Origin of the sequence: Micromonospora coxensis, assembly GCF_900090295.1 — a bacterium.
In the GTDB taxonomy this organism is placed as follows: Bacteria; Actinomycetota; Actinomycetes; order Mycobacteriales; family Micromonosporaceae; genus Micromonospora; species Micromonospora coxensis.
Map to the genome: position 1 here is coordinate 659,878 of NZ_LT607753.1, position 24,468 is coordinate 684,345.

Here is a 24,468-nt window from a genome sequence, read left to right on the forward strand (position 1 = left end):
ACACTGGTTAGGGCGTCACCCCCGTCAGCAAGGAGGACACCTCTCATGGCCCGCACGCTGGCCCAGCACGTCGGGATCGTTCAACCGGACTACCGCATGTTCGAGATCCGTGACCGGGAATGGGACCCGACCATCGACATCCCAGAGGCAATCGTGCAGTCGCACCGACAGGTCGCCGGCAGCTCAGGACGGGTCATCGTCGTCACGACCGCCGACTGGCTGGCCCCCTGCCACCTGACGATCGACGTGCACGACGAGCAGCCACCTCCGCCCGGAGAGGGCTGGCACGGCCGGGTGGTGCTGCCGCTGCACACCCAGGAGGGCGTCGTCTCGGTCAACCAGGGGACCCTCGGTGACGCCACCGGCCTCGAGGAGATCAGTCTCGGTGCTGGCCCCGGCGAGTACGGCTTCGCCGTGCACCATCGGGGCCGAGAAGAGGCGCGCCGACGCGCCGACGCGATTCGGGAAGCAGCCGAGGACACCGACGACGAAGAGGACACCATCGCCGCGGTCAAGGCACTGGCCGGCATCGAGCGCTATCTCATCCAGGTATGGCCGGTGCGCCATGCGTGACGGCGGCCCAGGTCTCCGCCACGACGGCAGTGCCCTCACGTGGGTCGAGGTCCATGGGCGTCGCCACCGGGCACGGCGCCGGGCGCAAGACATCCGGGGTCAACACCTGGGACACCGACGTCTCCGACGAGCAGGTAGCCCGCGCTGGCATAGAACGCCACCTCATCCAATCCTGGCCCGTGACATCTGCCCACCGAACCGACATGGCTTCCATGACGACGCAGCAAAGTAGGGACGACCGGCGACATGACATCGGACAGGCAAGAGCCAGCAGCAGATCGCGGCACCCATCGGATCGCGATCGTACGACCGCTACTCCTTGCCGCTGCGGTCACCCTGGCCGCGGTCCACGCGCTCGGCATACTCGTCGGCGACCCGCTCCTGCGTTACGCGGAGATCCTGGCCCTGCTGCCGCTCCTGGCGTACGGCCTACTCGGCGCGCTGCCGGCGCCCCGCGTCGCCCTCCTGGCCGCGTCCACCGTGCTCGTGGTGGACGCCGTGCGCACCGTGCCCGCAGTCCCAACAGGCAGCTACGGATGGCAGGTCTCCGGTCTCGAGCAGCCCGACCTTCAGGCGAGTTTCGTGACTGGCCTCAGCCTGACCTGGGCGCCGCTGCTCTTCGTCCTCCTCCTGGTCCTGCCCGCCCGGAAAGGCAGCGGCCTGCGGCGCCACGTCTTGGCCGTCGCAGCGCTGCCCGCCACTCTCGTCACCGGGTACGCGGCCGTCCGACTCGGCGACATGTTCCTCGGCACCCGCGACGCGCAGCGCGCCAGCGCGGGCTTCGGCTACGACGCGATCAAAACCCTGAGCGCCGCGGCCCTGGCCACGCTCACGCCCCTGGCACTCGCCCTAGCCGCCATCGGCCTCGCCGCAATGCTCGCCCGGCAGGGCCGGCGACTCGCCGCCGCAGGCGCCATGCTGCTCGCACTGGCAGCCCTGCCACACCTCGACGACGCACTCGATGCCGTCCCTACGCCGGTGTACGCCGGCGACCGCACCGCCCTGTTCGCCTGGGACGCCATCACCCCGTCGCTTACCCTGCCAGCCCCGGTCCCGGCATTGACCGCCGTCCTGGAGCTGTCGGCCTACATTCTGCTGGCGATCGGTCTGACCCACAGCAGGGCCGTCCCACGCTGAGAGAGCGCCCCCTCGCCAGCCCGACCCGGCTCACCGCCGCCCGCCCCCAGCCTCGCGGGCTGTCCCGAAGACTGCGGAGTCTCACCCGGCGGCCTTCACGATGTCGACGTCTGACTGCAGGTGACCAGGCAACGCGGGCCGACCCAACGAACGAAGACCGCGCCCTCGATGGCACCCCTACCGCGGGTGGACGGCGCCGGGTTTGTCACCACCACCTGGATGGTAGACCGCGGACTAGCCTTTGCTGTCCCGCTGAAGTCGAGACGTGATCCGACCGAGCACCGGCTGCTCGGACGGATCCTGCTCGAAGGCAGCCGGGACGGCCGGTGCCGTGAGCGACAGGGGCAGTCCACGGTCGCGGATTTCACCGATGACCTCGCGGGCCAGCTCGTCCGCAGCCGCGATGCCGTCGGCGGCGCCCCAGTACTCCGTATGCTTCGCATCCTCAGGGTAGGCGACGACCGGTACGGGTCGTCCGAAGGCGACCCGGCCGAGCCATGCCAGCGGGGTGGCCAGCAGGCATGCCAGCCAGTTGAGCCCGTACCAGAGGAGGCCGGGCAGCATCGCTATGACGGCGAGCAGTGCCAGTAGGCCGGTGATCGGGTCGGACAGCCCGTCGGCTACCCACCACAGTTTCCGCACCCATCGAGGCATGCGTGGCTGCCAGGCCAGTCGGCGCCGGCCTACCCGCCAGGTTCTGCCGTCGTGGCTCGTCACGTTCTGCACGGCTCCGCCTTACAGGGTCTTGAGGGCGTCGAAGTCGCCCCGCATCATGTTGCGGAAAGTCACGATGTTGGCTACCAGCATCTCGATTCCCTCCTTGAACGCCATCGTCTGCTTGGCCAGCAAGTCGTAGGCATCAACGATCAACTGCCACACGGTGGAGACGATCTGCCACAGGTTCCACAAGAACTTCTTCCAGTCGGTCGTCGTGGTGAATACCTTCATGGCCTTCTTCAACCGGGTGGAGTAGAAGTTCAAGGCGAACAGCAGGGCGTTGACCGTGTACTCGTACTCGGTAGCCAGCAGCTCGTACAACTGCTGCCCGGCGTCACACGCCTGAGCCACCGCCTCGAAGGCCGGTTTCCACCGCTTGCGGATGTGGTAGTCGAAGGCCCCCGACGCGCCCTCCGTACCGCACAGCTCACTGTTCCAATGCGTCGACAGCACATCCATGCCGCGGTCAATGTCCGCGGCGACCGCGAGGAGCCCATGTTCCATCTCGCCCCACGCGGCACCGACCCGGCGGACCGCTCCCGAGTCGCCCAGCGTCACCGGGATCAGCTTCTCCAACAGGTCGAAGCCAGTCAGCCGCGCCACCCAGTCGTTCACGGTGCCGAACAGCTGGTAGACGGCGTCCTTGACTTGGCCGACCTCCGACTTGAACGGCGGCGCCGGCAACGCCACGCTAGCGCCTTGGGAGAAGGCGTCGCACGCGGCCACGTCCACCTCCCGGTAGCCGGCGGGCATCGACCAGGCGCGGCCGGCGGTCCACAGCTGTTCGGCCGACGAGACGTCCGCCGCGTCGTAAGCCTTGGCCGCGTTGCGCAGGTCATAGGCCGTCAGCCACAAACCCTGCTTCGCGGAGCCGCACGCATCCAGCATGCTGTCCGCCAGCCGTTCCATCCCCCACCGGGCCGGGTAGAGCGTGCCGTCCAGACCGTCGAAGTCGAGGCAGTGCTGACGGCAGTACTGCTCAAGCGAGACCAAGGCGTCATCCTTGTTCGCCTCCAACTGCCCGGCGTAGCCGTACAGGTACCGAGTCTCCACCTGCAACGTCACCGCTGACCCCCGTCACGCTCCCGGCCAACGGCCACACCTGCCACTGCCTCGTCCAGCGACGCGCCCTGTTCCAACAGGCGGCACGCCTGGCGCGTCATCTCCATACGGTCGTCCAACCAGACATGCACCGCCCTCGCCGCCGCATCGTCCACCCGCCCGGCCAGCACATCGAGCCAGTCCAACTCTCCCCGAGCAACACGATCACGCACCGCCGCGTACTGAGCAGGAGCACCCTCCGGCACACCGTCGGCCTGGTCTTCAGGCTCCTCCGCCCCGATCACGTCCATCTCCGCGTGCACACGCTGCCGCCAGTCCACCGACTGCTGACGCATGTGCGCGGCCAAGTCCAGCAGGCGCCGACGCGTACCGGTCAACTCCTCGAAAAGATCACCCACCGTCGCATGATGACACCCGGGCGTACATCAAGCCGCCCCGCTAAGGGACGTCTCGTAAATCAGGGGACTGTAAGACGAACGGCCCTGTCTCACATTCGGTGGTGACGGAGGGTGGCGGTTGTCGTTCTTCCTATGTGGAGGATGTCAGGAGGCTCGTACAGACGGTGTTCTCGGGGCTGTCCCCGCTGATCATCGAGGACGTGGCCGACGAGGGTGAGCGGATCGTGGTGCGGGCCCGGACGCAGCAGGACACCGCGGTCTGCTCGAGGTGCGGGGCCTCGTCGGGACGGGTCCACGGCTATCACCGGCGAACGGTGGCCGACGTTCCGGTCGACGGGCGGCGGGTGGTCGTCCGTGTGCGGGTGCGGCGTCTGGTGTGCCTCACGCGGGGCTGCCGCCACACCTTCCGCGAGCAGGTTCCCGGGGTGCTGGAGCGATACCAGCGCCGCACGGCCCGTCTGAACAGGCAGATCAAAGCGGCGGTCAAGGAGTTAGCGGGCCGGGCGGGGTCACGTCTGCTGGCGATACTGGCCATGGGCCTGTCCCGTCACACGGCCCTGCGCGCCCTGCTGCGCATCCCGTTGCCCACCGGGCGGACGCCTCGTGTGATCGGTGTTGACGACTTCGCCCTGCGATGGCGGCACCGCTACGCCACCGTGGTGATCGACGCCGAGACACACGAGCGGATCGAGGTACTGCCCGACCGCACCGCCGACACCCTGCAAGCGTGGCTGCGCGCACATCCCGGCGTCGAGGTCGTGTGCCGCGACGGCTCGGCCAAGTTTCTGGTCGACTACTCCGCGGTGGTCTTCGGCACGCTCGCGGATTTCCTCGGCGCGTTCTCCCTCAGCCGCGAGCGCACCGACGACGAGCGACACGCAGGACGACTGATCGGCACGGCCAGAGCCGACGGATGCCCGGCCGCCGCGGTCGGGTGACCCGATCGCCCCCCACCCGCTGATCGCCTGCGCCCGCACCCTTGCGTCCGGACCGGTGGACGGGTATACATTCACCAACCTTAATAGTTAGGTTTGTTAAGAGTTGGAGGTGGGCGCGTTGCGCACACGGACGTACCAGTGGCTCGGCAGCGCCGTCGTGGGCCTGCTGGCCGCGGCGACGGCGCTGGTCGCGGCCCCCGCCGCGCACTCCGCCGCCGTCGACGACGAGGCGTGCCGGCCCGACGGGCTGTACCGCACCCCGGGCGTGGCGGCGCCGTACTGCACCGTCTACGACACCGAGGGCCGGGAGAAGCTGGGCAACGGCCACTCCCGGCGGGTCATCGGCTACTTCACCAGCTGGCGCACCGGCCGCAACGGCGCACCGGCCTACCTGGCCCACCAGATCCCGTGGGACAAGGTCACCCACGTCAACTACGCGTTCGCCCACGTCGACGCCGCCAACCGGATCTCCGTCGGCGACCCGAAGGCGGCGAACAACCCGGCCACCAACATGACCTGGCCGGGTGTCGCCGGCGCCGAGATGGACCCGCAGTACGCCTACACCGGACACTTCAACCTGCTCAACAAGTACAAGAAGCGGCACCCGAACGTCCGTACGCTGATCAGCGTCGGCGGATGGGCCGAGACCGGCGGCTACTTCGACGCCGATGGCAAGCGGGTCGACGCCGGCGGCTTCTACCGAATGACCACCACCGGCAGCAACACGGTCAACACCGCCGGCATCACCACCTTCGCCGACTCCGTGGTCACCTTCCTGCGCACCTACGGCCTCGACGGCGTGGACATCGACTACGAGTACCCCACCTCGAACAACAAGGCCGGCAACCCGCTGGACTTCGCCCAGGCCGACGCCAAACGCGCCGGACTCAACGCCTCCTACCAGGTGTTGATGCGCACGCTGCGGGAGAAGCTCGACGCCGCCGGCGCCACCGACGGCAAGCACTACCTGCTCACCGTGGCCGCTCCCGCCTCCGGCTGGCTGCTGCGCGGGATGGAGTCGCACCAGGCGTTGCAGTACCTCGACTACGTCAACATCATGTCGTACGACCTGCACGGCTCCTGGAACCACTTCGTCGGCCCCAACGCCGCGCTGTACGACAACGGCGACGACGCCGAACTGGCCGCCGGCGGGGTGTACGGGGCGTACGGCAACATCGGCTACCTCAACACCGACTGGGCGTACCACTACTTCCGCGGCGCGATGCCCAGCGGGCGGATCAACATCGGCGTGCCCTACTACACCCGCGGCTGGCAGGGGGTCACCGGCGGCACCAACGGACTGTGGGGCCGCGCCGCCCTGCCGGACCAGACCAAGTGCCCGCCCGGCACCGGCGCCTCGATCGGCTCCACCACCCCGTGCGGCAACGGCGCCGTCGGCATCGACAACCTGTGGCACGACCTGGACGACACCGGCCGGGAGGTGCCGGCGGGCGCGAACCCGATGTGGCACGCCAAGAACCTGGAGCGGGGCATCACCGGCGACTACCTGTCCGCGTACGGGCTGACCCCGGCCACCGACCCGGCCGACCGGATCGCCGGCAGCTACGCCCGAAACTACTCCTCCGCGCTGGTCGCGCCGTGGCTGTGGAACGCGCAGAAGAACGTCTTCCTGTCCACCGAGGACGAACAGTCCCTCGGCGCGAAGGCCGACTACGTGGTGGACAAGGGCATCGGCGGGGTGATGATCTGGGAACTCGCCGGTGACTACGACTACGACTCCGCCAAGGGCCAGTACGGCATCGGCGACACCCTGACCAGCCTGCTGCACGACAAGTTCACCGGCGCCCCCGCGTACGGGGCACGACGCGCCAGCACCACGCTGCCCACCCGGACGATCGCCGTCACCGCGACGATGGGCGGCTTCGCCCTCGGCGACAGCAACTACCCGATCAACCCGGAGCTGCGGCTGACCAACAACAGCGGCAGCCCCATCCCGGCCGGGGCCCAGCTGGAATTCGACTACCCGACCACCACGCCGACACTGACCCAGCAGTCCGGCTGGGCGCTGACCACGGTCTCCACCGGACACACCGGCGGCAACGCGGGCGGGCTCAAGGGCGTGCACCACCGGGTACGGCTCACCGTGCCGGCCGCCATCGCCCCGGGGGCGTCCGCCGAGGTGACGCTGAACTACCAGCTGCCGATCGCCGGCCCGGCCAACTTCACCCTCGCCTTCGGCGGCCAGACGTACGCGCTGGCCAGCGACTTCGGCCGGGGCGGCGTGGCGGTGACGCCGAGCCCGAGCAGCTCCGGCTCACCGGGCGGCGGCGCCTGCACCGCGCCCGCCTGGGCCGCCGGCACCGCCTACTCCGGCGGCGCGCGGGTCTCGTACGCCGGGCATACCTGGAGCGCGAAGTGGTGGACGCAGGGTGAGACGCCCGGCAGCGCCGCCGTCTGGGCCGACGAGGGCGCCTGCGCCGCGCCGTCGCCGACCGTCTCCCCCACCGGCTCACCGACCGTCTCCCCCACGGTCAGCCCGTCGCCGACCGGTGGGGCGTGCACCGCGCCGGCCTGGTCGGCGGCGACCGCGTACTCCGGCGGGGCGGTGGTCTCCCACGACGGTCACCGGTGGACGTCGCGCTGGTGGACCCAGGGCGACGTGCCAGGGGCGAACAGCCAGAACGTCTGGACCGACAACGGATCCTGCTGACCGACCCGGGGCGGGTCGCGGGAACACCCGCGACCCGCCCCGATCCCTGTCCCGCCGCCGTGCGGACGCCCGGTGCGCCTGCGGGCAGGTGGGGGCGCGCGGTGGCGCCGAGATGGGCCGATCTGCCCTGGTGTGCCGGTGACGACCGGCGGACGCTCAAGGAGGGAGCAGGGCTCCTTCGCCCACGTCGCAGCGACGATCGGAGGGCAGAGACCATGTCCACGGTGACCACGACGAGACCCACCACCGCCGGCCGGGCGGGCGGCGGTGTGCTCCGCGACGAGACGACCGCGCCCGCGCCCCGCCGCCGCCCGCCGGACCCGTCCACCGCCGCCGTCGGCGGGACGGTGTGGCAGGTGCAGGTCCGCACCCGACTCGACGATCTCCAGCGGCAACTGCGGGCCCTGGAGTCGCACGACGCGGCGAACGCCGACCGGGCCGCCGAGCTGCGGCAGCAACTCGCCGGGGTGGAGTCGGTCCTCGGCCGCGGCGGCGTTCTGGAGTGGCTGCGCGGCGGCAGCGTCGAGTACGCCTGGCGGACCGTGCACGCGGTGGAGCGCGGCATGGTGGACCTGCGCACGCCGCAGGAGCTGACCGGGCTGCTACCGGCCTACCAGGCCTCGGCCGCGCAGTTCCTCAAGGCGGACCACCCGGCGCGAACCGCGTTCGACGCCACCGCCGACCGCGCCGACCCGGCGCTGCTGCGGGCGAAGGTGCAGACGCTGCTGCTCTGCTACCACCGGGCCTCGGACGAGTTCCACGAGTCGGTGCGGCACCTGCGCAACCGGATGCTGGGTCTGTCGCTGGTCGCGCTGGCCGTCGAGACGCTGATGGTGCTGGCGCAGTGGCGCAGCCCCGACGTCCGGCTGATCGAGGCGCCGGCCGACGCCGCGGGGGTGCCGGCGTGGCGGCTGCTGCTGTTCGTGCTGGCCGCCGGGGCGCTGGGCGCGTTCGTCAGCGCCCTGCCCACGATGATCACGTCGAGGTCCGGCGGGGTGCCGTACAAGCTGCCGTTGCAGCAGGGACTGCTGAAGCTGGCGGTCGGCCCGCTGGTCGCGGTCGTCGGGATCATGCTGGTGATCGGCGGTCTGGTGGAGACGACGGTGGGCAGCACGGGCGCGCTGCTGGCCCTGGCCGTCGTCTTCGGCGCCGGGCAGCAGGCGGTCACCGGATACGCCGACCGCAAGGCCGCGACCCTGCTGAGCCCGGTCACCCCGAAGGACTGACCGGCGCCGGGTCGCCCCGGACGATCGGGGCGGGGCCGCCACGAACCGACCGGGCCGGAACCCCGTCCCCGACCGGAGGTCACGGCATGACGAGGCCGCCGTCGACGGGGATGGTCGCCCCGGTCACGTACGACGAGGCGTCGCTGGCCAGCCAGACGAGCGTGGCGGCGAGTTCCTCGTGCTCGCCGAGACGCCCCGCCGGGGCCATCGCCTTGACCATCTCGAAGGTGCCCGGCTGGAGCTGGTCGCTCATCTCGGAGGCGAAGAAGCCGGGGGCGATGCAGTTGACCCGGATGCCCTTGCGCCCGGTCCACTGGGCGGCCAGGTCCCGGGTCAGGCCGATGACGCCGGCCTTGCTGGAGGCGTACGCGGCCTGCGGGATGCCGCCGGGGCGCAGGCCGATGACGCTGGAGATGTTGACGATGGCGCCGCCGCCGGTGGCCGCCCGGGCGAACGCCTGGGCCATCCAGTAGCTGCCCATCAGGTTGACGTCGACGACGGCGCGGAACTGCTCCGGGGTCTCCCGGGTGGCGGGGACGGCCGTGCCGACTCCGGCGTTGTTGACCAGCACGTCCACCCGCCCGAAGTGCTCGATCGCGGTCGCCACCAGCGCCTCGCAGTCCTCGGGCCGGCTCACGTCGGTGGCCCGGGCGGCGTACCGGCGGCCGGCGGCCTCGACCAGCGCACCGGTCTCCGGCAGCCGCTCCACACGGCGGGCGCCGAGCACGACGTCGGCGCCGGCCTCGGCGAGCGCGCGGGCGAACGACACCCCGAGGCCGGAGGAGGCGCCGGTCACCACGGCGACCTTCCCGTCGAGGCGGAACCGGTCCATCACGCTCACCCTGGTGCTCCTCACGGTCTTCACTGCTCTGGACGTCATACCGACCAGCCGGTATGTTCAGCGTCCGGCGACGGTAGCGAGCCGCCGACACGCGCGTCAATGGGGAGACAGCCATGGACTTCGAACCGACCGCCCGAGCCGCCGAGCACCTGAAGCGGCTCCAGGAGTTCATGGACGAGCACGTCTACCCGGCCGAGGCGGTCTACGCCGCGCAGCGCGCCGAACTCGCGGCGGCCGGCAACCGCCACCACCTGCCTGCCGTGGTCGAGGACCTCAAGGCCGAGGCCCGCCGCCGTGGGCTGTGGAACCTCTTCCTGCCCGACGTCTCCGGCCTGACCAACGTGGAGTACGCCCCCCTCGCCGAGCTGATGGGCCGCTCCATCGACCTCGCCCCCGAGGCCACCAACTGCGCGGCGCCGGACACCGGCAACATGGAGATCCTGCACATGTTCGGCACCGCCGAGCACAAGGAACGCTGGCTGCGTCCGCTGCTCGACGGCGAGATCCGCTCCGCCTTCGCGATGACCGAGCCGGACGTGGCCTCCAGCGACGCCACCAACATCTCGACCCGCATCGAGCGCGACGGCGACTCGTACGTGATCAACGGCCGCAAGTGGTGGACCACCGGCATCGCCGACCCCCGCTGCCGGATCATGATCGTGATGGGCAAGACCGACCCGTCGGCCGACACCCACCGGCAGCAGTCGATGATCCTGGTGCCGGTGGACACCCCCGGCGTCGAGGTGGTCCGCTCGCTGCCCGTCTTCGGCTACCACGACCAGCACGGCCACGGCGAGGTGGTCTTCACCGACGTGCGGGTACCCGCGTCGCACCTGCTCGGCGAGGAGGGCGGCGGCTTCGCCCTCGCCCAGGCCCGGCTCGGCCCCGGCCGCATCCACCACTGCATGCGCGCCATCGGCCTGGCCGAACGCGCGCTGAGCCTGCTCGTACGGCGCGCCACCAGCCGGGTCGCCTTCGGGCAGGAACTCGCCCGCCAGGGCGTGGTCCAGCAGCAGATCGCCGAGTCGCGGATGGCCATCGAGCAGGCCCGGCTGCTCACCCTCAAGGCCGCCTGGATGATCGACCGGTACGGCGCGAAGAACGCCCGCACCGAGATCGCCGCCATCAAGGTCATCGCTCCCCGGGTGGCCCTGGAGGTCGTCGACCGGGCGATCCAGGTGCACGGCGGCGCCGGCGTCTCCGACGACTTCCCGCTCGCCGCGATGTACGCCGGGGCCCGTACCCTGCGCATCGCCGACGGGCCGGACGAGGTGCACGTGCGCGACGTGGCCCGGCGCGAGATCCGCCGGCACCTGGAGTCGCGGTGACCGCAGCACCCACCGAGCCGATCAGCCGGCGGCGCGCGCCGCGCGGGTCGGCCCGGCGCAACATCGTCGCGGCGGCCACCGAGCTGTTCGCCCGGCGTGGCTACGAGGCGACCAGCGTCCAGGAGATCGTCGCGGCGGCGGCGGTCACCAAGGGCGCCCTCTACCACTGGTTCGGCTCGAAGTCGGAGCTGCTCACCAGCATCTACCGGGAGCTGCTCGCGGAGCAGACCGCGCGGCTGCGCGAGATCGCCGACGGCCCCGGGCCGGTCGCGGAACGGCTGCGCGCCGCCGCCGCCGACGTCGTCGCGCACACCGCCGCGCACGTCGACGAGCTGACCGTCTGGGCCCGTTCGGCGCACCTGATCGACGGGGAGCACGCCGACGCCACCCGCCGGGAGCGCCGCCGCTACCACGACCTGTTCCGCGACCTGGTCCTGGAAGGGCAGAGCGCCGGCGTGGTCCGCACCGACGTCTCCGCCACGGTGATCACCCACACCTTCCTCAGCGCCCTGGGCAACACGCACACCTGGTTCCACCCGGACGGGCCGTTGACCTTCACCGAGGTCGGCCACCAGCTCGTCGCGCTCTTCGTCGGCGGCCTGCGGCCACCCGAGCCGTCCGCCTCCCCCACGCCCGCCGACGACCGGTCCGAGCCGCGCGCATGAGCGGGGAGCCGGCCACCGACCCGGTCCGGCCCGAGCTGGCCGAGGCCCTGCGCCGGCAGGCCGGGTTGCGCGACGACGCCCGCGCCGAGGCGACGGCGAAGCGGCACGCGGCGGGCCGGCGCACCGTACGGGAGAACCTCGCGGACCTCGTCGACGACGGCACCTGGCTGGAGTACGGCGGCCTGGCGGTGGCCGCCCAGCGGTCCCGCCGGCCGCTCGCGGACCTCGCCCAGACGACTCCCGCCGACGGCGTCGTCGTCGGCGTGGGCCGGGTGGCCGGCCGGCGCGTCGGCGCGGTGGCGTACGACTACACCGTCCTCGCCGGCACCCAGGGCGTCACCGGGCACCGCAAGACCGACCGGCTGCTCGACGTCGCCGCGCGCGAAGGACTGCCGGTCGTCGTCTTCGCCGAGGGCGGCGGCGGCCGGCCCAGCGACACCGACCACCCCACCGTGGCGGGCCTGGAGCTGACCACCTTCGCGTCGCTGGCCCGGCTGCCGTCGCTGCGGATCGGGATCGCGGCCGGCTGGTGCTTCGCCGGCAACGCGGCGCTGCTGGGCATGTGCGACGTCACCGTCGGGGTCGCGGGCGCCAGCATCGGCATGGGCGGACCGGCCATGGTGGAGGCGGCCGGGCTCGGCGTCGTCGCCCCGCAGGACATCGGACCGCTCGACGTGCACCTGGCCAGCGGCGCCGTCGACCTGCCCGCGGCCGACGACGCCGACGCGGTGCGGCTGGCCCGCACCGTGCTCGGCCTGGCCGACGGCGAACCCACCGAGGAGCGGCACGCCGACCAGCGGCGGTTGCGCGACGTGCTGCCGGAGAGCCGGCGTCGCGCCTACGACGTGCGCGCCGTGCTGCGGCTGCTGTTCGACCTCGACTCCGTGCTGGAGCTGCGGGAGCGGCACGGCCGGTCCCTGGTGACCGCCCTGGCCCGGCTCGGCGGGCGTCCGGTGGGCGTGATCGCCAACAATCCGCTGCACCGGGCCGGGGCCATCGACGCCACCGCCGCCGGCAAGGCCACCCGGTTCCTGCGGCTGTGCGAGCGGATGGACCTGGCCGTGGTCAGCCTCTGCGACACCCCGGGCATCATGGTCGGCCCGGACGCCGAGCGCACCGGGCTGGTCCGGGCGGTGGGCGACCTGTTCGCCGCCGGCGCGTCGCTGCGCACCCCGCTGGCGACCGTGGTGCTGCGCAAGGCGTACGGGCTCGGCGCGATGGCGATGGCCGGGGGCAGCTTCCACTCCACCCGCCTCACCCTCGCCTGGCCGACCGGCGAGGTGGGCGCGATGGGCCTGGAGGGCGCGGTGCGCCTGGCGCACCGTCGGGAACTGGCCGCCATCGCCGACGACGCCGCGCGCGAACGCCGCCACGACGAGCTGGTCGCGCTCGCCTACGAACGCGGGCGGGCGTTGTCGGCGGCGGCGAGCTTCGAACTCGACGACGTCGTCGACCCGGCGCAGACCCGGGACCGGCTGCTCGCCGCGCTCTTCTGACGCGCCGACCTCGCGCGACCGCAGTTTCCGTCCCCGCCCACCGCGACCTGCCCGCTTTCGCATTGCAGTTGCATCGTGAAACCGGGTACGGTGGTCGCGTTGCACTCGTATTGCCAAGGGACGGGGCCGCTGATGCGTGTGATCGGGTTGTCCGAGACGACCGCCGACATGGTCGACCTGGTGGGCGGCAAGGCGGCCGGCCTGGGTGAGCTGATCCGCCGGGGCGAGGCCGTGCCGCCCGGCTTCTGCGTGACCACCCACGCGTACCGCGAGGGCGTCGTCCCGCAGGCGGAGATCGTCGAGGCGTACCGGAAGCTGGGCGGCGGGCCGGTGGCCGTCCGCTCCAGCGCGACCGCCGAGGACCTCCCGGAGGCCAGCTTCGCCGGGCAGCAGGACACCGTCCTCGACGTCACCGGCGTCGCCGACCTGATCGCCGCGATCGCCCGCTGCTGGGAGTCGCTGCACAGCGAGCGCGCCCGGACCTACCGCGAGGCCCACGCCGTCGACGAGGCGACCGTGTGGATGGCCGTCGTCGTGCAGCGGATGATCGATCCCGAGGTCGCGGGGGTGCTGTTCACCGCCGACCCGCTGACCGGCAGCCGTACCGACATGCTGGTCGACGCCGCACCGGGCCTGGGCACCGCGGTCGTCGACGGCGCCACCGCCGTGGACCACTACCGTCTCGACGGCGCGCAGCACCCGGGGACGGGCTGCCTCACGCCGGCGCGGTTGGCCCAGCTGCGGGCCGTCGGCCAGCGGTTGCAGGAGCACTTCGGCCGCCCGCAGGACGTGGAGTGGGCGATCGACCGCGACGGCACGATCTGGTTGCTCCAGTCGCGCCCGATCACCACCCTGTTCCCCCTCCCCCCGGCGACCGACAAGCCACTGCCCCGCGTGTACCTGGAGTTCGGGCACGTGCAGGGCATGCTGCGGCCGGTCACCCCGATGGGCATGTCCACCCTCCGGACCCTGATCGCGGCGATGCTCGCCTCCCTCGGCGTACGCGGGGTGGACGTCGTCGACATCGGCGGGCGCCTCTACGGCGACCTGAGCGACCTGGCACGGGACCGCTCCGCCCGCAAGCGACTGGTGCAGCTCATGGCGGTGGACTTCGGCCCCCGCGCCCAGGCGGTGATGGCACACGTCCTCGCCGATCCACGGTTCGCCCCGGGACAGGGCGGGACGCGACGCGCCGGCGGGGCGCACGGGGTGGCCCTGCGGACCGCCGTCCGGGCGGTGGTGGGCATCATCCGGGCGCTGGCCCGCCCCGACGCGGCGCGGCTGCGGATGACGCGCGCCATCGAACGGATGCGGTTGGCCTCCGCCGCACCCGAGGGGCCGCTCACCACGGCCGAGCGGCTGCGGCTCGTGCAGGACACCGACCCCTCGGAGAGCCCGGACGAGATCATCTGGCCCATCGTGGCCGGCATGCTGGCCTCCGCCCTGCCGGGTCGGCTGCTCGACGGCGTCGCCGCAACCGACGAGATCCACACCGTCCTGGGCGGGATGCCGCACAACGTGACCATCGAGATGGACCTGGCGCTGTGGCGACTCGCCGAACGCGCCGGCGCGCACCGCCGGCTGCTGCGCGACACCCCACCGGCCGAGCTGGCCCAGCGGTACCTCGGCGGGACGCTGCCGGACATCGGGCTGGGCGGGTTCCTGCAGACGTACGGCCACCGGGGCGTGGCCGAGGTCGACCTCGGGGTGCCCCGCTGGGACGAGGATCCCGCGCCGGTCTTCGCCATGATCGCCAACTACCTGCGGGTCACCGACCCGGACCAGGCGCCGGACCGGCGGTTCGCCCGCGCCGCCGCCACGGCCGAGGCCACCCTGCGGGAACTCGCCCCGCGCGCCCGGCGCCGCCGGCCGGTGCGCGGCCGGATCGCCGTGTTCCTGCTGCGCCGCGCGCGGTCGCTGGCCGGGCTGCGGGAGGCGGGCAAGTTCGCCGGGCTGCACCAACTGCGGGCGGTACGGCGGCAGTTGCTGCTCATCGGCGCCGACCTGGCCGCCGCCGGCCTGCTGGAGCAGCCCGACGACATCATGTTCCTGACCCTCGACGAGGTCGGGTCCGCCGTGCACGGGGGCGCCGATCACCGGGACACCGTCATCGCCCGCGCGGCGACGCACCGGGCGGAGTCGCGCCGCCGGCACGTGCCGGTCGCGCTGCTCTCCGACGGCACGGACGTCGAAGCCGTCCTGCCGGCGACCGTCGCCGCCGACGGGGCGCTCACCGGCGTGGGCGCCTCGGCCGGTCGGGTGACCGGCCCGGCCCGGGTGGTCCACGACCCGGGCACCGCCCACATCGAGCCCGGCGACATCCTCGTCGCCGCGACCACGGACCCCGGCTGGACCCCGCTGTTCCTCACCGCCGGGGCGCTGGTGACCGAGACCGGCGCGATCATGGCGCACGGCCCGACCGTGGCCCGCGAGTACGGCATCCCCGCGGTCATCTGCGTCCCGGACGCCACCCGGAAGATCTCCACGGGTCAGCTCGTCACCGTGGACGGCGCGGCCGGCACCGTCACGCCGCACTGACCAGCGGGCCTCCGGACGGCCCCGGCGCTGGTCGAACGGCCACGCTCAGTCGCGCGAGGTGAGCGGGCGGGCGGCCAGCAGCAGCAGCGCGGCGGCCGTCCAGGAGGCCAGCACGGCCAGGTGCGTCCAGGCGAACCCGGCGCCGTCCAGCCCGGGTCGGGTCGCCGCCAGCAGCGCCGCGCTCAGGTGCCGCAGCGGGAACAGGTCGCCGACGGTGGCCAGCCAGCCGGGCAGCGCGGCGTCACCCACCGGGAAGACGTCGGAGACGAAGCTGAGCGGCAGCAGCGTGCCGAGGGTGATCGCGGTGACGGACCGGGCCGTGCGCAGGGCCGCCACCAGCGCCAGGCCGAGCGCGGCGAAGCAGAGCGCCCCGAGCAGCAGCGCGAGCGCCGCCGCCGGCAGCCGGCCGGCGTCCAGGCGTACGTCGAGCAGGGCCACCGCGACCACGCCGAGCAGGACCGCCGTCGTCACCGAGACGACCAGCGCCGAGGTGACCCGGCCGGTGAGGTACCAGCGCTGCGGCAACGGGGTGCCGGCCAGCCGCTTCAGCACCCCGCTCGCCCGGGCCGCCACCACCTGTTCGGGCAGGTTGACCCACCCGGTCACGGCGACGGCGTAGGCGGCCATGCCGGGCAGGAGGTACTGGGCCAGGGTGAGCCCGCGCACCTGACCGTCGCCGAAGACGCTCGGGAAGAGCACCAGCAGCAGCACCGGGAAGACCACCGCGAAGAAGACCGACAGCAGGTCGTGGCGCAGCCCGCTGAGGGCGTACCCGAGTTGCCCGCCGACCAGCGCGGCCGGTGACGGGCGGGTGGCGCGCCGCGGCGCACAGAGCCGGACGTCCGGTGTCACGGTGACGCCCGACGTGGCCCGACCCGCCTGCCGCGCGCCGCGCGGTCGCCAGCCGAAGCGCAGCCGGGCGACCAGCGCGCCGGCCACGGTCCACGCCGCGAGCACGCCGAGGTGCCCGGCAGACAGCCCGGTCCCGCCGCCGGGGGTGAACGTCTCGGCCATGGCCCGGGCGAAGTGCTTCAGCGGCAGCACCGAGCCGGCGAGGTCGAGCCAGCGGGGCAGGTCCGCGCCGACGAGGAAGACGTCCGAGACGAAGGCCAGCGGGATCAGCAGCCCCTGGGTGAGGGTCTGCGCGGCGAGCACGGTGCGGGTCAGGGCGGCGACGGCCAGGCCGAGGGCCGCGAAGCAGGCGGTGCCGAGGGCGAAGGTGAGCAGCAGCGCCGGGGTCTTCGCCCAGACCGGCGCGACGCCGTACCCGGCGACACCGACGGCGGTCAGCAGCACCAGCGACGCCACCGAGATGACCAGCGCGGCGCCGGTACGGGCGGCGAGCACCGCCCACGCCGGCGCCGGCGTGCCGCGCAGGCGCAGCAGGACGCCCTCCTCGCGCAGCGTCGCCAGGTCCACCGCGAGCAGGCAGAACGCCGCCTGCGCCGCGCCGAACACGGCGAACGGGCTGACCAGGTACTGCGCGACCGGCACCCCGTCGCCGGTGTCGGGGTTGCCGACGATGGCCAGCACGACCACCAGGAAGCTCAGCGGGAAGACCAGGGTGAAGAAGGTCGACATGGGTCGGCGCAGGTGCCCGCGCAGGGCCTGCCCGGTCAGCCGCCACACCGCAGGACCGGTGCTCGCCCGGGTGACCGGCACGGGTCGGGTGCGCGGCAGCTCAACGATCATGGTCGGCCTCCCCCTCGGCCTCGGCGGCGTCGGGTTCGCCGGTGAGGGTCAGGTAGACGTCCTCCAGGGTGGGCGGGGCGACGCTCAGCCCGGGCAGCTCCAGCCGCCGGGCACGCGCCCACTGGGTGAGCCGGTACGTGTCGGCCAGCGGGTCGTGGGTGCGTACCCGCAGCGTGCCGTCGGCGCGGCTGACGGCGCCGGTCAGGGCGGGCAGGTCGGCGGCGGCCACCGTGTCGGGCAGCCGGACGGTGATCAGGCTGGGCAGCCGCGCGGCGTCGCGCAACTGGTCGGGGCTGCCGACGGTGACCAGCCGGCCGGCGCGCAGGATCGCCACCCGGTCGGCGAGCCGTTCGGCCTCCTCCAGGTAGTGGGTGGTGAGCAGGATCGTCGTGCCGAGGTGGCGCAGCCGGGCGATCAGGTCCCAGGCGCGGTGCCGGGCGGCCGGGTCGAAGCCGGTGGTCGGCTCGTCGAGGAAGAGCAGGTCCGGCGCGCCGGCGAGGCCGAGGGCCAGGTCGAGGCGGCGGCGTTGCCCGCCGGAGAGCGCCTTGACCCGGGCGTCGCGCTTGTCGGCGAGCCCGACCAGCGCGATCAGCTCGTCGGTGTCGTGCCGGCGGGGGTAGAGCGAGGACTGCATCCGGACGAGTTCGCGGACGCTGAACTCCTCCTCGAACCCGGCCGACTGCAGCACGATGCCGATCCGCTCGCGGTAGGCCCGCCCGCCGGTGGCCGGGTCGAAGCCGAGCACCCGCACCTGCCCGCCGTCGCGGCGGCGGTAGCCCTCCAGGATCTCCACGGTGGTGGTCTTCCCGGCCCCGTTCGGCCCGAGCAGGGCGAAGACCTCGCCCTCGTCGACGGTGAAGCTGACGTCGTCGACCGCCCGTACGGCGGCGTAGCGCCGGATCAGGTGCCGGACCTCGATCGCCCTCATGGTTCCACCGTGGCACCGGCGCCGGGCGCCGGACAGTGCCGATGGGCCCGTAGGGCAACGTGCCGGTGGTCGGGACGCGCGGCGTCGACGCCGGCCGGGGCGGGACGCATGCGCCGGTGCGCCTCGGGTACTTGCCGGGCATGGCGCGGTACACGAAGCCCGAGCTCCGGGAGCAGCTCAAGGAAGAGATCAGGGCCTCCGACCGGGGCGGCAGGCCGGGGCAGTGGTCGGCGCGCAAGTCGCAGCTGCTCACCCAGGAGTACAAGCGGCACGGCGGGGGCTTCGAGGGGCCGAAGGACGAGCGGCAGAAGTCCCTGCAACGGTGGGGTGCCGAGCAGTGGCAGACCAGCCAGGGCGACACGCGGGCGCGGCGCGGGGACGAGACCGGTCGTTACCTGCCCAAACAGGCATGGCAGGAGCTCTCCCCCGAACAGCGGCGCGCCACCGACGCCAAGAAGCGCCGGGCGTCGCGCTCCGGCCGGCAGTACGTGGCCAACACCGGCCCGGCCAGCCGGGCGCGCCGCGACGCCACGGCGGCGGTACGGCTGTCCGAGCTGCCGGTGACCGAGGCGACGAAGCTCGTCGGCGACCTGGACACGCGTCAGCTCAGGGCGGCGCTCAAGCGGGAGCGGGAGGGCAAGGCCCGCAAGACGCTGATCCGGCGGCTGGAGTCGGAACTGGCCCGGCGCTGACCGATCTCCCGACGCACAGGCCTAGACAAGCGAACTCTGCTTCGTGAATAATCGATCGTAGTTCGAGGGGGAGTACCCGCCACCGGACGCGCCGGCCGTCAGTACGGACCCACCCGGGTCCCGGCCGCGCGGGCCGCCGCACCGGCGGTCCGGGGAGACCTTCGACCCGCACGCCGGCGCCACGCGCCGGCCCGGTCGAAGGGAATCGGTGTCCTCGATGTCCGTACCGTGGTGGGCCTGGCTGGCCCTCACCGCCGCGATCGCCGCGATGCTGGCGATCGACCTGTTCCTGCACCGCGACAACCACGTCATCGGCTTCCGGGAGGCCGCGACCTGGTCAGCGGTCTGGATCGCCGCCGGCCTGGCCTTCGGCGTCCTGCTCTGGCTGTGGCAGGGCGACGAGGCGGCGGGCGCGTACTACGCCGGCTACCTGATCGAGAAGGCGCTCTCGGTCGACAACGTGTTCGTCTTCGCGCTCGTCTTCAGCTACTTCGCGGTACCCGCCGCCTACCAGCACAAGGTGCTGTTCTGGGGCGTCATCGGCGCCCTGGTCTTCCGCCTCGTCTTCATCTTCGTCGGCGCCGGGCTGCTCGAGGCGTTCTTCTGGACCGCGTACCTGTTCGGCGCCTTCCTCGTCTGGACCGGCTGGAAGATGGCCTTCCGGCACGACGCGCAGACACACCCCGACCGCAACCTCGTCGTCCGCCTGGTACGCCGGGTGGTGCCCACCGACGCCCGCTACCACGGCGACAGGTTCTTCACCCGCATCGACGGCCGGCGCGTGGCCACCCTGCTGTTCGTCGTGCTCATCGCGATCGAGGCCACCGACCTGATCTTCGCCATCGACTCCGTCGCCGCGATCCTCGCCATCACCACCAGCACCTTCATCGTCTGGACGGCCAACGCCTTCGCCGTGCTCGGCCTACGCAGCCTCTACTTCTGCCTCGCCGGGCTGCTGCGTCGCTTCGTGCACCTGCACTACGGACTGGCGTTCCTGCTCGCCTTCGCCGGGGTGAAACTCATCCTCTCCGAGACGCCGGTGGGCAAGCTGCCCATCCCGCTCACCCTCGGCGTCATCGTCGCCACCCTGGCCGTCTCGATCGGGTGGAGCCTGGCCGCCACCCGTGGCACCCCGGAGCGGACCGACGCCCGCGCCCCGGCCGACACCTGAGCCGACCGCCGTCGCCGGATCGATCCTCGACCGGTGACGGTCGACGAGGGGGCCGGACGCCCGTCCGGCCCCCTCGCCCCGTCCCGCCCACCCCGCCCCCGGCTCCGGTCGCCGCCGCGTCACGAACCCGGCCGCTCGCACGGCTCGTGCCGGGTACGGATCACGCTGGCGACGATCGAGACGGTGACCGTGACGGCGATGACGCCGAGGGTCAGCGGGATCGGCAGCTTGCCCACCGGGGTTTCGGCGAGGACCAGCTTCACCCCGGCGAACGCGAGCAGGAACGCCAGCCCGTAGTGCAGGTGCACGAAGCGACGCAACAGCCCCGCCAGGCAGAAGTAGAGGCTGCGCAGACCCAGGATGGCGAAGGCGTTCGCGGCCCAGACGATGAACGGGGTGGTGGTGACGGCCAGGATCGCCGCCACCGAGTCGACGGCGAAGACCAGGTCGGTGACCTCGATCGCGATGAGCACCACCAGCAGCAGGGTGGCCGTGCGCCGTCCGTCGAGGCGGATCACGAAGCGGCCGTCGTGGAAGCGGGGGTCGGTGGGCACGACCCGCCGTACCAGCCGCACGACCGGGTTGCGGGCGGGGTCGATCTGCTGGCCGTGCCGGAAGGCCATCTTCCAGCCGGTCCAGACGAGGAAGGCCCCGAACAGGTACGCCGTCCAGGAGAAGGTCTCCAGCAGCCCCGCCCCGACGAAGATGAACACCAGGCGCAGCAGCAGCGCCCCGATCACCCCCCAGAAGAGCACCTTGTGCTGGTACGCGGCCGGCACCCCGAAGTAGCCGAAGATCAGCGCGAAGACGAACACGTTGTCGATCGAGAGCGCCTTCTCGATCAGGTACCCGGCGTAGTAGGCGCCGGCGACCTCACCCCCGAGCCACCACCACAGCACGAGGCCGACCAGCAGGCCGGCGGCGATCCAGATCCCGGACCAGAGCACCGCCTCGCGCAACTCGACGACGTGGTCGTCACGGTGCAGGAACAGGTCGACGGCGAGCATCACGGCCACCACCGCCACCAGCACCGCCCACGCCACCGTCACTCTCCCCCGGCCGGCCGCGGGGGCGGCGCTGTGCCGGGCCCCGGGGGGCTGCTGCTCACCGCGCTCAGTGGCCGCGGTAGAGGGCGTCGATGTCGGCGGCGTAGCGGGCGGCGACGACGGCACGCCGGATCTTCAGGGTGGGAGTCAGCTCCCCGGCCTGCTCGGTGAAGTCCCCGGGCAGGATGCGGAACGTCTTGATCTGCTCCGCCGTGGACACCGCCCGGTTGGCGTGGTCGATCGCGACCTGCACCTCGTCGCGCAACTGCGGGCTGTCGCGCAGGTCGGCCACCGAGGCGTCGGGCCGGTGGTGCGCGACCCGCCAGCGTGCCCACGCCTGCGCGTCGATGGTGACCAGCGCGGCCGGGTAGGGGCGGCCGTCGCCGACCACCAGGCACTGGCTGACCAGCGGATGGGCGCGGACGGCCTCCTCGATCGGGGCGGGGACGACGTTCTTGCCCGCCGCGGTCACGATGATCTCCTTCTTGCGGCCGGTGATGCGCAGCCAGCCACCGTCGTCCCAGCTGCCCAGGTCACCGGTGTGGAACCAGCCGTCGACGGTGAACGCCTGGCCGGTGGCCTCCGGGTCGTTCCAGTAGCCGGGGAAGACGACGTCGCCCCGGGCCAGGATCTCCCCGTCGTCGGCGATGCGGATCTGCACCCCGGGCAGGGCACGCCCCACCGTGCCGATCCGCTGGGCCGTGGGCAGGTTCGCGGTCAACGCCGGTGACGTCTCCGTCAGCCCGTATCCCTCCAGGACGGTGATCCCGGCGCCCCGGAAGAAGTGCGCCAGGTGTTCGGCCAGCGGCGCGCCGCCGACGATCGCCCACCGGCAGCGTCCGCCCAACGCCTCCCGGATCTTGCGGTACGCCAGCAGGTCGCACACGGCGCGGGCGAGCCGGATCGGCACGCCGGGGCGGCCGGGGCCGTCGAGGGCACGGCTGTAGCGCACCGCCACCGACTCGGCCAGGGCGAACAACGGGCCGCGGCGCGTGTCGATGGCGGTGTCCCGCGTCCGGTTGTACATCTTCTCGAACACCCGTGGCACCGCCAGGATGAACGTCGGCCGGTGGGTGCGCAGCTGCTGCAGGACGCCACTCATGTCGCCGCTGTGCACCACGGTGGCGCGGGTCTGCACCGCGCCCACCTGGATCAGCCGGGCGAACGCGTGCGCCAGCGGCAGGAACAGCACCGTCGACGCCCCCGGGTGCAGGATCTGCGGCAGGACGCCGACCGCCGCGGTGACGTCGCAGTGGATGTTGCGATGGGTCAGCACGCATCCCTTGGGCCGTCCGGTGGTGCCGCTGGTGTAGACGATCGTCGCCACGTCGCCGCCGCTGACGCGCGTGCGGCGGGCGTCGACCTGCGCGTCGTCGACGGTACGACCCCGCCCGGCGAGGGCGATCAGGTCACCGGCGTCGATCTGCCAGACCTCGCGCAGCCCCGGCAGGCCCGAGCGCAGGTCGTCCACGGTCCGGGCCTGGCCCGGTTGCTCGACCACGCAGCCCACCGCGCCGGAGTCCGCCAGGATCCAGCCGACCTGCTCGGGGCTGGCCGTGTCGTAGATCGGCACGGTCACCGCGCCGATCGCCCAGAGGGCGTAGTCGACGAGCGTCCACTCGTAGCGGGTACGGCTGAGCAGGGCGACCCGGTCGCCGTGGCCCACTCCGGCGGCGAGGAACCCCCGGGCCAGGATCAGGACGTCGTCGCGGAACTGCTCGCAGGTCACCGGCAGCGCGCCGCTGGCCGGCCGTCGCGCGGGCCACGCCCGGGACACCGGCGTCGGGCGGACGAACTGCACCGCCCCCGGGTCCTCCCGGGCGTTGACCCACACCTGCTCGGCCAATCCGGGTGTCACGGCGCCGACGGGTGCGGATGCCGCTGCCACGTCCTGCATGATCATCCCCCTCGCCGTCCGACGGGCGCAGGCGGGGGCCGTCGGGTACGGGTCTGCCCCCATCGTGGCGAGCCGGGACGGCTCGGCTGCCGGAAATGGCGAAAGTGCCTCCGGCGGGGCCGCGGACCGGTAGGGGACGACCGCGAGCACCACCGCCGACCGGCCGACCTTCGGCGTCAGATTCCTTCAGCCGAACCAATCAGAGTGAAGGGTATCGACATCGACGGGCATCCCGATATAGCCTGCCGCCATCGCAGTACGTCGATCCCTTCGCCTCACCTCGTTGAAGGAGCACCATGGCCACTCCGCGCCCCGTCCGCCTGCGCCGCCGAGGAGTGCTCGGCATCCCCGCGCTGGTGACCGCCGCCACGCTGACCGTCGCCGGCACACCCGCCCCGGCGAGCGCCGCACCGAAGGTCGAGTGCCTCGCCGACCTGCTCGGAGCGTCCTGATGGCCACCATCCCCTGGCTGGTCGACGTGCTGCGCGGCGCGGGCGTACAGGTCGTGGTGGAGGGTGACTGGCTCAACCGGATGCGCCCCGGCTCGTTCGACCCGATCGGCGTGCTGTGGCACCACACCGCGGCCACCTCCAGCGCCACCAACCCGCACCCGGCGTTGAACATCTGCATCAACGGCCGCTCGGACCTGCCCGGTCCGCTCTGCCAGGCCCTGGTCGACTACCACGGCGTCTTCCACGTCATCTCCGCCGGACGGTGCAACCACGCCGGAACCAGCGGCGGCAGCGGCCCGATCCCGGCCGGCGACGGCAACACCCTCATGATCGGGTGGGAGATCGACTACAACGGCGTCAACCAGGAGATGACCACCGCCCAGTACAACGCCTCGATCGCCGCCACCGCCGCCGTGCTCACCCGCCTCGGCAAGGACGCCAGCTACGCCCGGGGACACCGGGAGACGAGCACCAGCGGCAAGATCGACCCGTCCTTCATCGACCTCAACGTGATGCGCGCCGACGTGGCCGCGAAGATGTCCGGCGGCGGCACCGCCTGGAGCGCCGTGGTCGACAACGCCACCGCCGGCCGGTTCACCGCCAGCGGCAGCTGGGGCGTCTCGTCGTTCTCCGGCCAGCGCTACGGCGCCGACTACCGCTACGCCGACCCGGTCGCGGCCAGCGACGCCGCCTGGTACAAGTTCAACGTCCCGGCCACCGCCAACTACCGGGTCGACGCCTGGTGGCCGGCGAACTCCGGCTACAACAGCGCCACCCCGTACATCGTGGCCACCACCACCGGCAACCGCACCGTCTACGCCGACCAGCGGGTCAACGGCGGGCAGTGGCGCAGCCTCGGCACGTTCACCCTGCCGGCGGGGGACGCCAACCGGGTGGCGGTGAGCCGGTGGAGTTCCGGCAGCGGGCTGATCATCGCCGACGCCGTCCGCCTCACCCGGGTCTGACCGGCAGGTGCGGTGAGGTTCGCGGAGGGGCGGGG

Annotated in this window: 20 protein-coding genes and 1 pseudogene; 13 read left to right on the plus strand and 8 right to left on the minus strand. The window is 72.7% G+C overall.

The window, feature by feature from the left end:
- The first annotated feature begins 45 nt into the window (after nt 1–45).
- Complete coding sequence (locus tag GA0070614_RS02990) at nt 46–573, plus strand: hypothetical protein (RefSeq protein WP_088974529.1); 528 nt, start codon at nt 46–48, stop codon at nt 571–573.
- A 246-nt stretch (nt 574–819) separates the two neighbouring features.
- On the plus strand, nt 820–1,710 hold the full coding sequence (locus GA0070614_RS02995) for a hypothetical protein (RefSeq protein WP_231933501.1): 891 nt from the start codon (nt 820–822) through the stop codon (nt 1,708–1,710).
- Nucleotides 1,711–1,944: 234 nt separating this feature from the next.
- Here the strand turns inward: GA0070614_RS02995 and GA0070614_RS03000 are convergent, their stop codons facing one another.
- The 3 genes from GA0070614_RS03000 to GA0070614_RS03010 are packed head-to-tail and all read right to left on the minus strand — an operon-like array spanning nt 1,945 to nt 3,887.
- Nucleotides 1,945–2,436 (minus strand): hypothetical protein, encoded by a 492-nt coding sequence (locus tag GA0070614_RS03000; protein WP_157744911.1) that lies wholly within the window; start codon nt 2,434–2,436, stop codon nt 1,945–1,947.
- A 9-nt stretch (nt 2,437–2,445) separates the two neighbouring features.
- Nucleotides 2,446–3,492: a hypothetical protein gene (locus GA0070614_RS03005; protein WP_088974531.1), complete on the minus strand. Its 1,047-nt coding sequence runs from the start codon at nt 3,490–3,492 to the stop codon at nt 2,446–2,448.
- A complete protein-coding gene (locus GA0070614_RS03010; RefSeq protein WP_088974532.1) occupies nt 3,489–3,887 on the minus strand; it encodes a hypothetical protein in 399 nt (132 codons plus the stop codon). The genes GA0070614_RS03005 and GA0070614_RS03010 overlap by 4 nt, the downstream gene beginning before the upstream one ends.
- A 134-nt stretch (nt 3,888–4,021) precedes the next feature.
- Here GA0070614_RS03010 and GA0070614_RS03015 point away from each other — a divergent pair.
- The 3 genes and pseudogenes from GA0070614_RS03015 to GA0070614_RS03025 all read left to right on the plus strand — a co-directional run.
- A pseudogene (locus GA0070614_RS03015) lies at nt 4,022–4,672 on the plus strand (ISL3 family transposase); the annotation flags it as partial.
- Nucleotides 4,673–4,943: 271 nt separating this feature from the next.
- Entirely contained in the window at nt 4,944–7,496 is a 2,553-nt protein-coding gene (locus tag GA0070614_RS03020) for a glycosyl hydrolase family 18 protein (protein WP_088979170.1), read from the plus strand.
- 224 nt (nt 7,497–7,720) lie between these two features.
- Entirely contained in the window at nt 7,721–8,722 is a 1,002-nt protein-coding gene (locus GA0070614_RS03025; protein WP_231933502.1) for a hypothetical protein, read from the plus strand.
- Nucleotides 8,723–8,801: 79 nt separating this feature from the next.
- Here the strand turns inward: GA0070614_RS03025 and GA0070614_RS03030 are convergent, their stop codons facing one another.
- Nucleotides 8,802–9,554 carry an SDR family NAD(P)-dependent oxidoreductase gene (locus GA0070614_RS03030; protein ID WP_231933650.1) on the minus strand — a complete coding sequence of 251 codons (753 nt, stop codon included), beginning with the start codon at nt 9,552–9,554 and terminating at the stop codon, nt 8,802–8,804.
- Nucleotides 9,555–9,676: 122 nt separating this feature from the next.
- Between GA0070614_RS03030 and GA0070614_RS03035 the strand changes: the two genes are divergently transcribed.
- From GA0070614_RS03035 to GA0070614_RS03050, 4 genes are all read left to right on the plus strand, one after another.
- Nucleotides 9,677–10,891: an acyl-CoA dehydrogenase family protein gene (locus tag GA0070614_RS03035; protein WP_088974534.1), complete on the plus strand. Its 1,215-nt coding sequence runs from the start codon at nt 9,677–9,679 to the stop codon at nt 10,889–10,891.
- Nucleotides 10,888–11,556, plus strand: a complete 669-nt coding sequence (locus tag GA0070614_RS03040; protein WP_197701413.1) for a TetR/AcrR family transcriptional regulator — start codon at nt 10,888–10,890, stop codon at nt 11,554–11,556. The genes GA0070614_RS03035 and GA0070614_RS03040 overlap by 4 nt, the downstream gene beginning before the upstream one ends.
- Nucleotides 11,553–13,052, plus strand: a complete 1,500-nt coding sequence (locus GA0070614_RS03045) for an acyl-CoA carboxylase subunit beta (protein WP_088974535.1) — start codon at nt 11,553–11,555, stop codon at nt 13,050–13,052. The genes GA0070614_RS03040 and GA0070614_RS03045 overlap by 4 nt, the downstream gene beginning before the upstream one ends.
- A gap of 132 nt (nt 13,053–13,184) precedes the next feature.
- Nucleotides 13,185–15,590, plus strand: a complete 2,406-nt coding sequence (locus GA0070614_RS03050) for a PEP/pyruvate-binding domain-containing protein (protein WP_088974536.1) — start codon at nt 13,185–13,187, stop codon at nt 15,588–15,590.
- 45 nt (nt 15,591–15,635) lie between these two features.
- Here the strand turns inward: GA0070614_RS03050 and GA0070614_RS03055 are convergent, their stop codons facing one another.
- Both GA0070614_RS03055 and GA0070614_RS03060 read right to left on the minus strand, forming a co-directional pair.
- On the minus strand, nt 15,636–17,282 hold the full coding sequence (locus tag GA0070614_RS03055) for an ABC transporter permease (protein WP_088974537.1): 1,647 nt from the start codon (nt 17,280–17,282) through the stop codon (nt 15,636–15,638).
- Nucleotides 17,272–18,210, minus strand: coding sequence for an ABC transporter ATP-binding protein (locus GA0070614_RS03060; RefSeq protein WP_088974538.1), 939 nt, complete (start codon nt 18,208–18,210; stop codon nt 17,272–17,274). The genes GA0070614_RS03055 and GA0070614_RS03060 overlap by 11 nt, the downstream gene beginning before the upstream one ends.
- A 140-nt stretch (nt 18,211–18,350) precedes the next feature.
- On the opposite strand from GA0070614_RS03060, the gene GA0070614_RS03065 reads away from it, so the two are divergent.
- Both GA0070614_RS03065 and GA0070614_RS03070 read left to right on the plus strand, forming a co-directional pair.
- Entirely contained in the window at nt 18,351–18,902 is a 552-nt protein-coding gene (locus GA0070614_RS03065) for a DUF5872 domain-containing protein (RefSeq protein ID WP_088979172.1), read from the plus strand.
- 217 nt (nt 18,903–19,119) lie between these two features.
- Nucleotides 19,120–20,073, plus strand: coding sequence for a TerC family protein (locus GA0070614_RS03070; RefSeq protein ID WP_088974539.1), 954 nt, complete (start codon nt 19,120–19,122; stop codon nt 20,071–20,073).
- Nucleotides 20,074–20,192: 119 nt separating this feature from the next.
- On the opposite strand, the gene GA0070614_RS03075 is transcribed toward GA0070614_RS03070, so the two are convergent.
- Nucleotides 20,193–21,116 carry a TerC family protein gene (locus GA0070614_RS03075; RefSeq protein ID WP_408630728.1) on the minus strand — a complete coding sequence of 308 codons (924 nt, stop codon included), beginning with the start codon at nt 21,114–21,116 and terminating at the stop codon, nt 20,193–20,195.
- A 70-nt stretch (nt 21,117–21,186) separates the two neighbouring features.
- Complete coding sequence (locus tag GA0070614_RS03080; protein ID WP_088979173.1) at nt 21,187–23,016, minus strand: AMP-dependent synthetase/ligase; 1,830 nt, start codon at nt 23,014–23,016, stop codon at nt 21,187–21,189.
- Nucleotides 23,017–23,312: 296 nt separating this feature from the next.
- Here GA0070614_RS03080 and GA0070614_RS30470 point away from each other — a divergent pair, with 296 nt between their 5' ends.
- Nucleotides 23,313–23,468 carry a hypothetical protein gene (locus GA0070614_RS30470; protein ID WP_172892354.1) on the plus strand — a complete coding sequence of 52 codons (156 nt, stop codon included), beginning with the start codon at nt 23,313–23,315 and terminating at the stop codon, nt 23,466–23,468.
- Complete coding sequence (locus tag GA0070614_RS03085) at nt 23,468–24,433, plus strand: golvesin C-terminal-like domain-containing protein (RefSeq protein ID WP_088974541.1); 966 nt, start codon at nt 23,468–23,470, stop codon at nt 24,431–24,433. The genes GA0070614_RS30470 and GA0070614_RS03085 overlap by 1 nt, the downstream gene beginning before the upstream one ends.
- Nucleotides 24,434–24,468 lie beyond the last annotated feature (35 nt).

Excerpts from the sequence above, each read along its gene's own strand:
- GA0070614_RS03080 (WP_088979173.1), bottom strand. The coding sequence starts at position 23,016 with ATGCAGGACGTGGCAGCGGCATCCGCACCCGTCGGCGCCGTGACACCC.
- GA0070614_RS03035 (WP_088974534.1), top strand. The coding sequence starts at position 9,677 with ATGGACTTCGAACCGACCGCCCGAGCCGCCGAGCACCTGAAGCGGCTC.
- GA0070614_RS02990 (WP_088974529.1), top strand. The coding sequence starts at position 46 with ATGGCCCGCACGCTGGCCCAGCACGTCGGGATCGTTCAACCGGACTAC.
- GA0070614_RS03030 (WP_231933650.1), bottom strand. The coding sequence starts at position 9,554 with ATGGACCGGTTCCGCCTCGACGGGAAGGTCGCCGTGGTGACCGGCGCC.
- GA0070614_RS03070 (WP_088974539.1), top strand. The coding sequence starts at position 19,120 with ATGTCCGTACCGTGGTGGGCCTGGCTGGCCCTCACCGCCGCGATCGCC.
- GA0070614_RS03085 (WP_088974541.1), top strand. The coding sequence starts at position 23,468 with ATGGCCACCATCCCCTGGCTGGTCGACGTGCTGCGCGGCGCGGGCGTA.
- GA0070614_RS03045 (WP_088974535.1), top strand. The coding sequence starts at position 11,553 with ATGAGCGGGGAGCCGGCCACCGACCCGGTCCGGCCCGAGCTGGCCGAG.
- GA0070614_RS02995 (WP_231933501.1), top strand. The coding sequence starts at position 820 with ATGACATCGGACAGGCAAGAGCCAGCAGCAGATCGCGGCACCCATCGG.
- GA0070614_RS03065 (WP_088979172.1), top strand. The coding sequence starts at position 18,351 with ATGGCGCGGTACACGAAGCCCGAGCTCCGGGAGCAGCTCAAGGAAGAG.
- GA0070614_RS03050 (WP_088974536.1), top strand. The coding sequence starts at position 13,185 with ATGCGTGTGATCGGGTTGTCCGAGACGACCGCCGACATGGTCGACCTG.
- GA0070614_RS30470 (WP_172892354.1), top strand. The coding sequence starts at position 23,313 with ATGGCCACTCCGCGCCCCGTCCGCCTGCGCCGCCGAGGAGTGCTCGGC.
- GA0070614_RS03060 (WP_088974538.1), bottom strand. The coding sequence starts at position 18,210 with ATGAGGGCGATCGAGGTCCGGCACCTGATCCGGCGCTACGCCGCCGTA.
- GA0070614_RS03055 (WP_088974537.1), bottom strand. The coding sequence starts at position 17,282 with ATGATCGTTGAGCTGCCGCGCACCCGACCCGTGCCGGTCACCCGGGCG.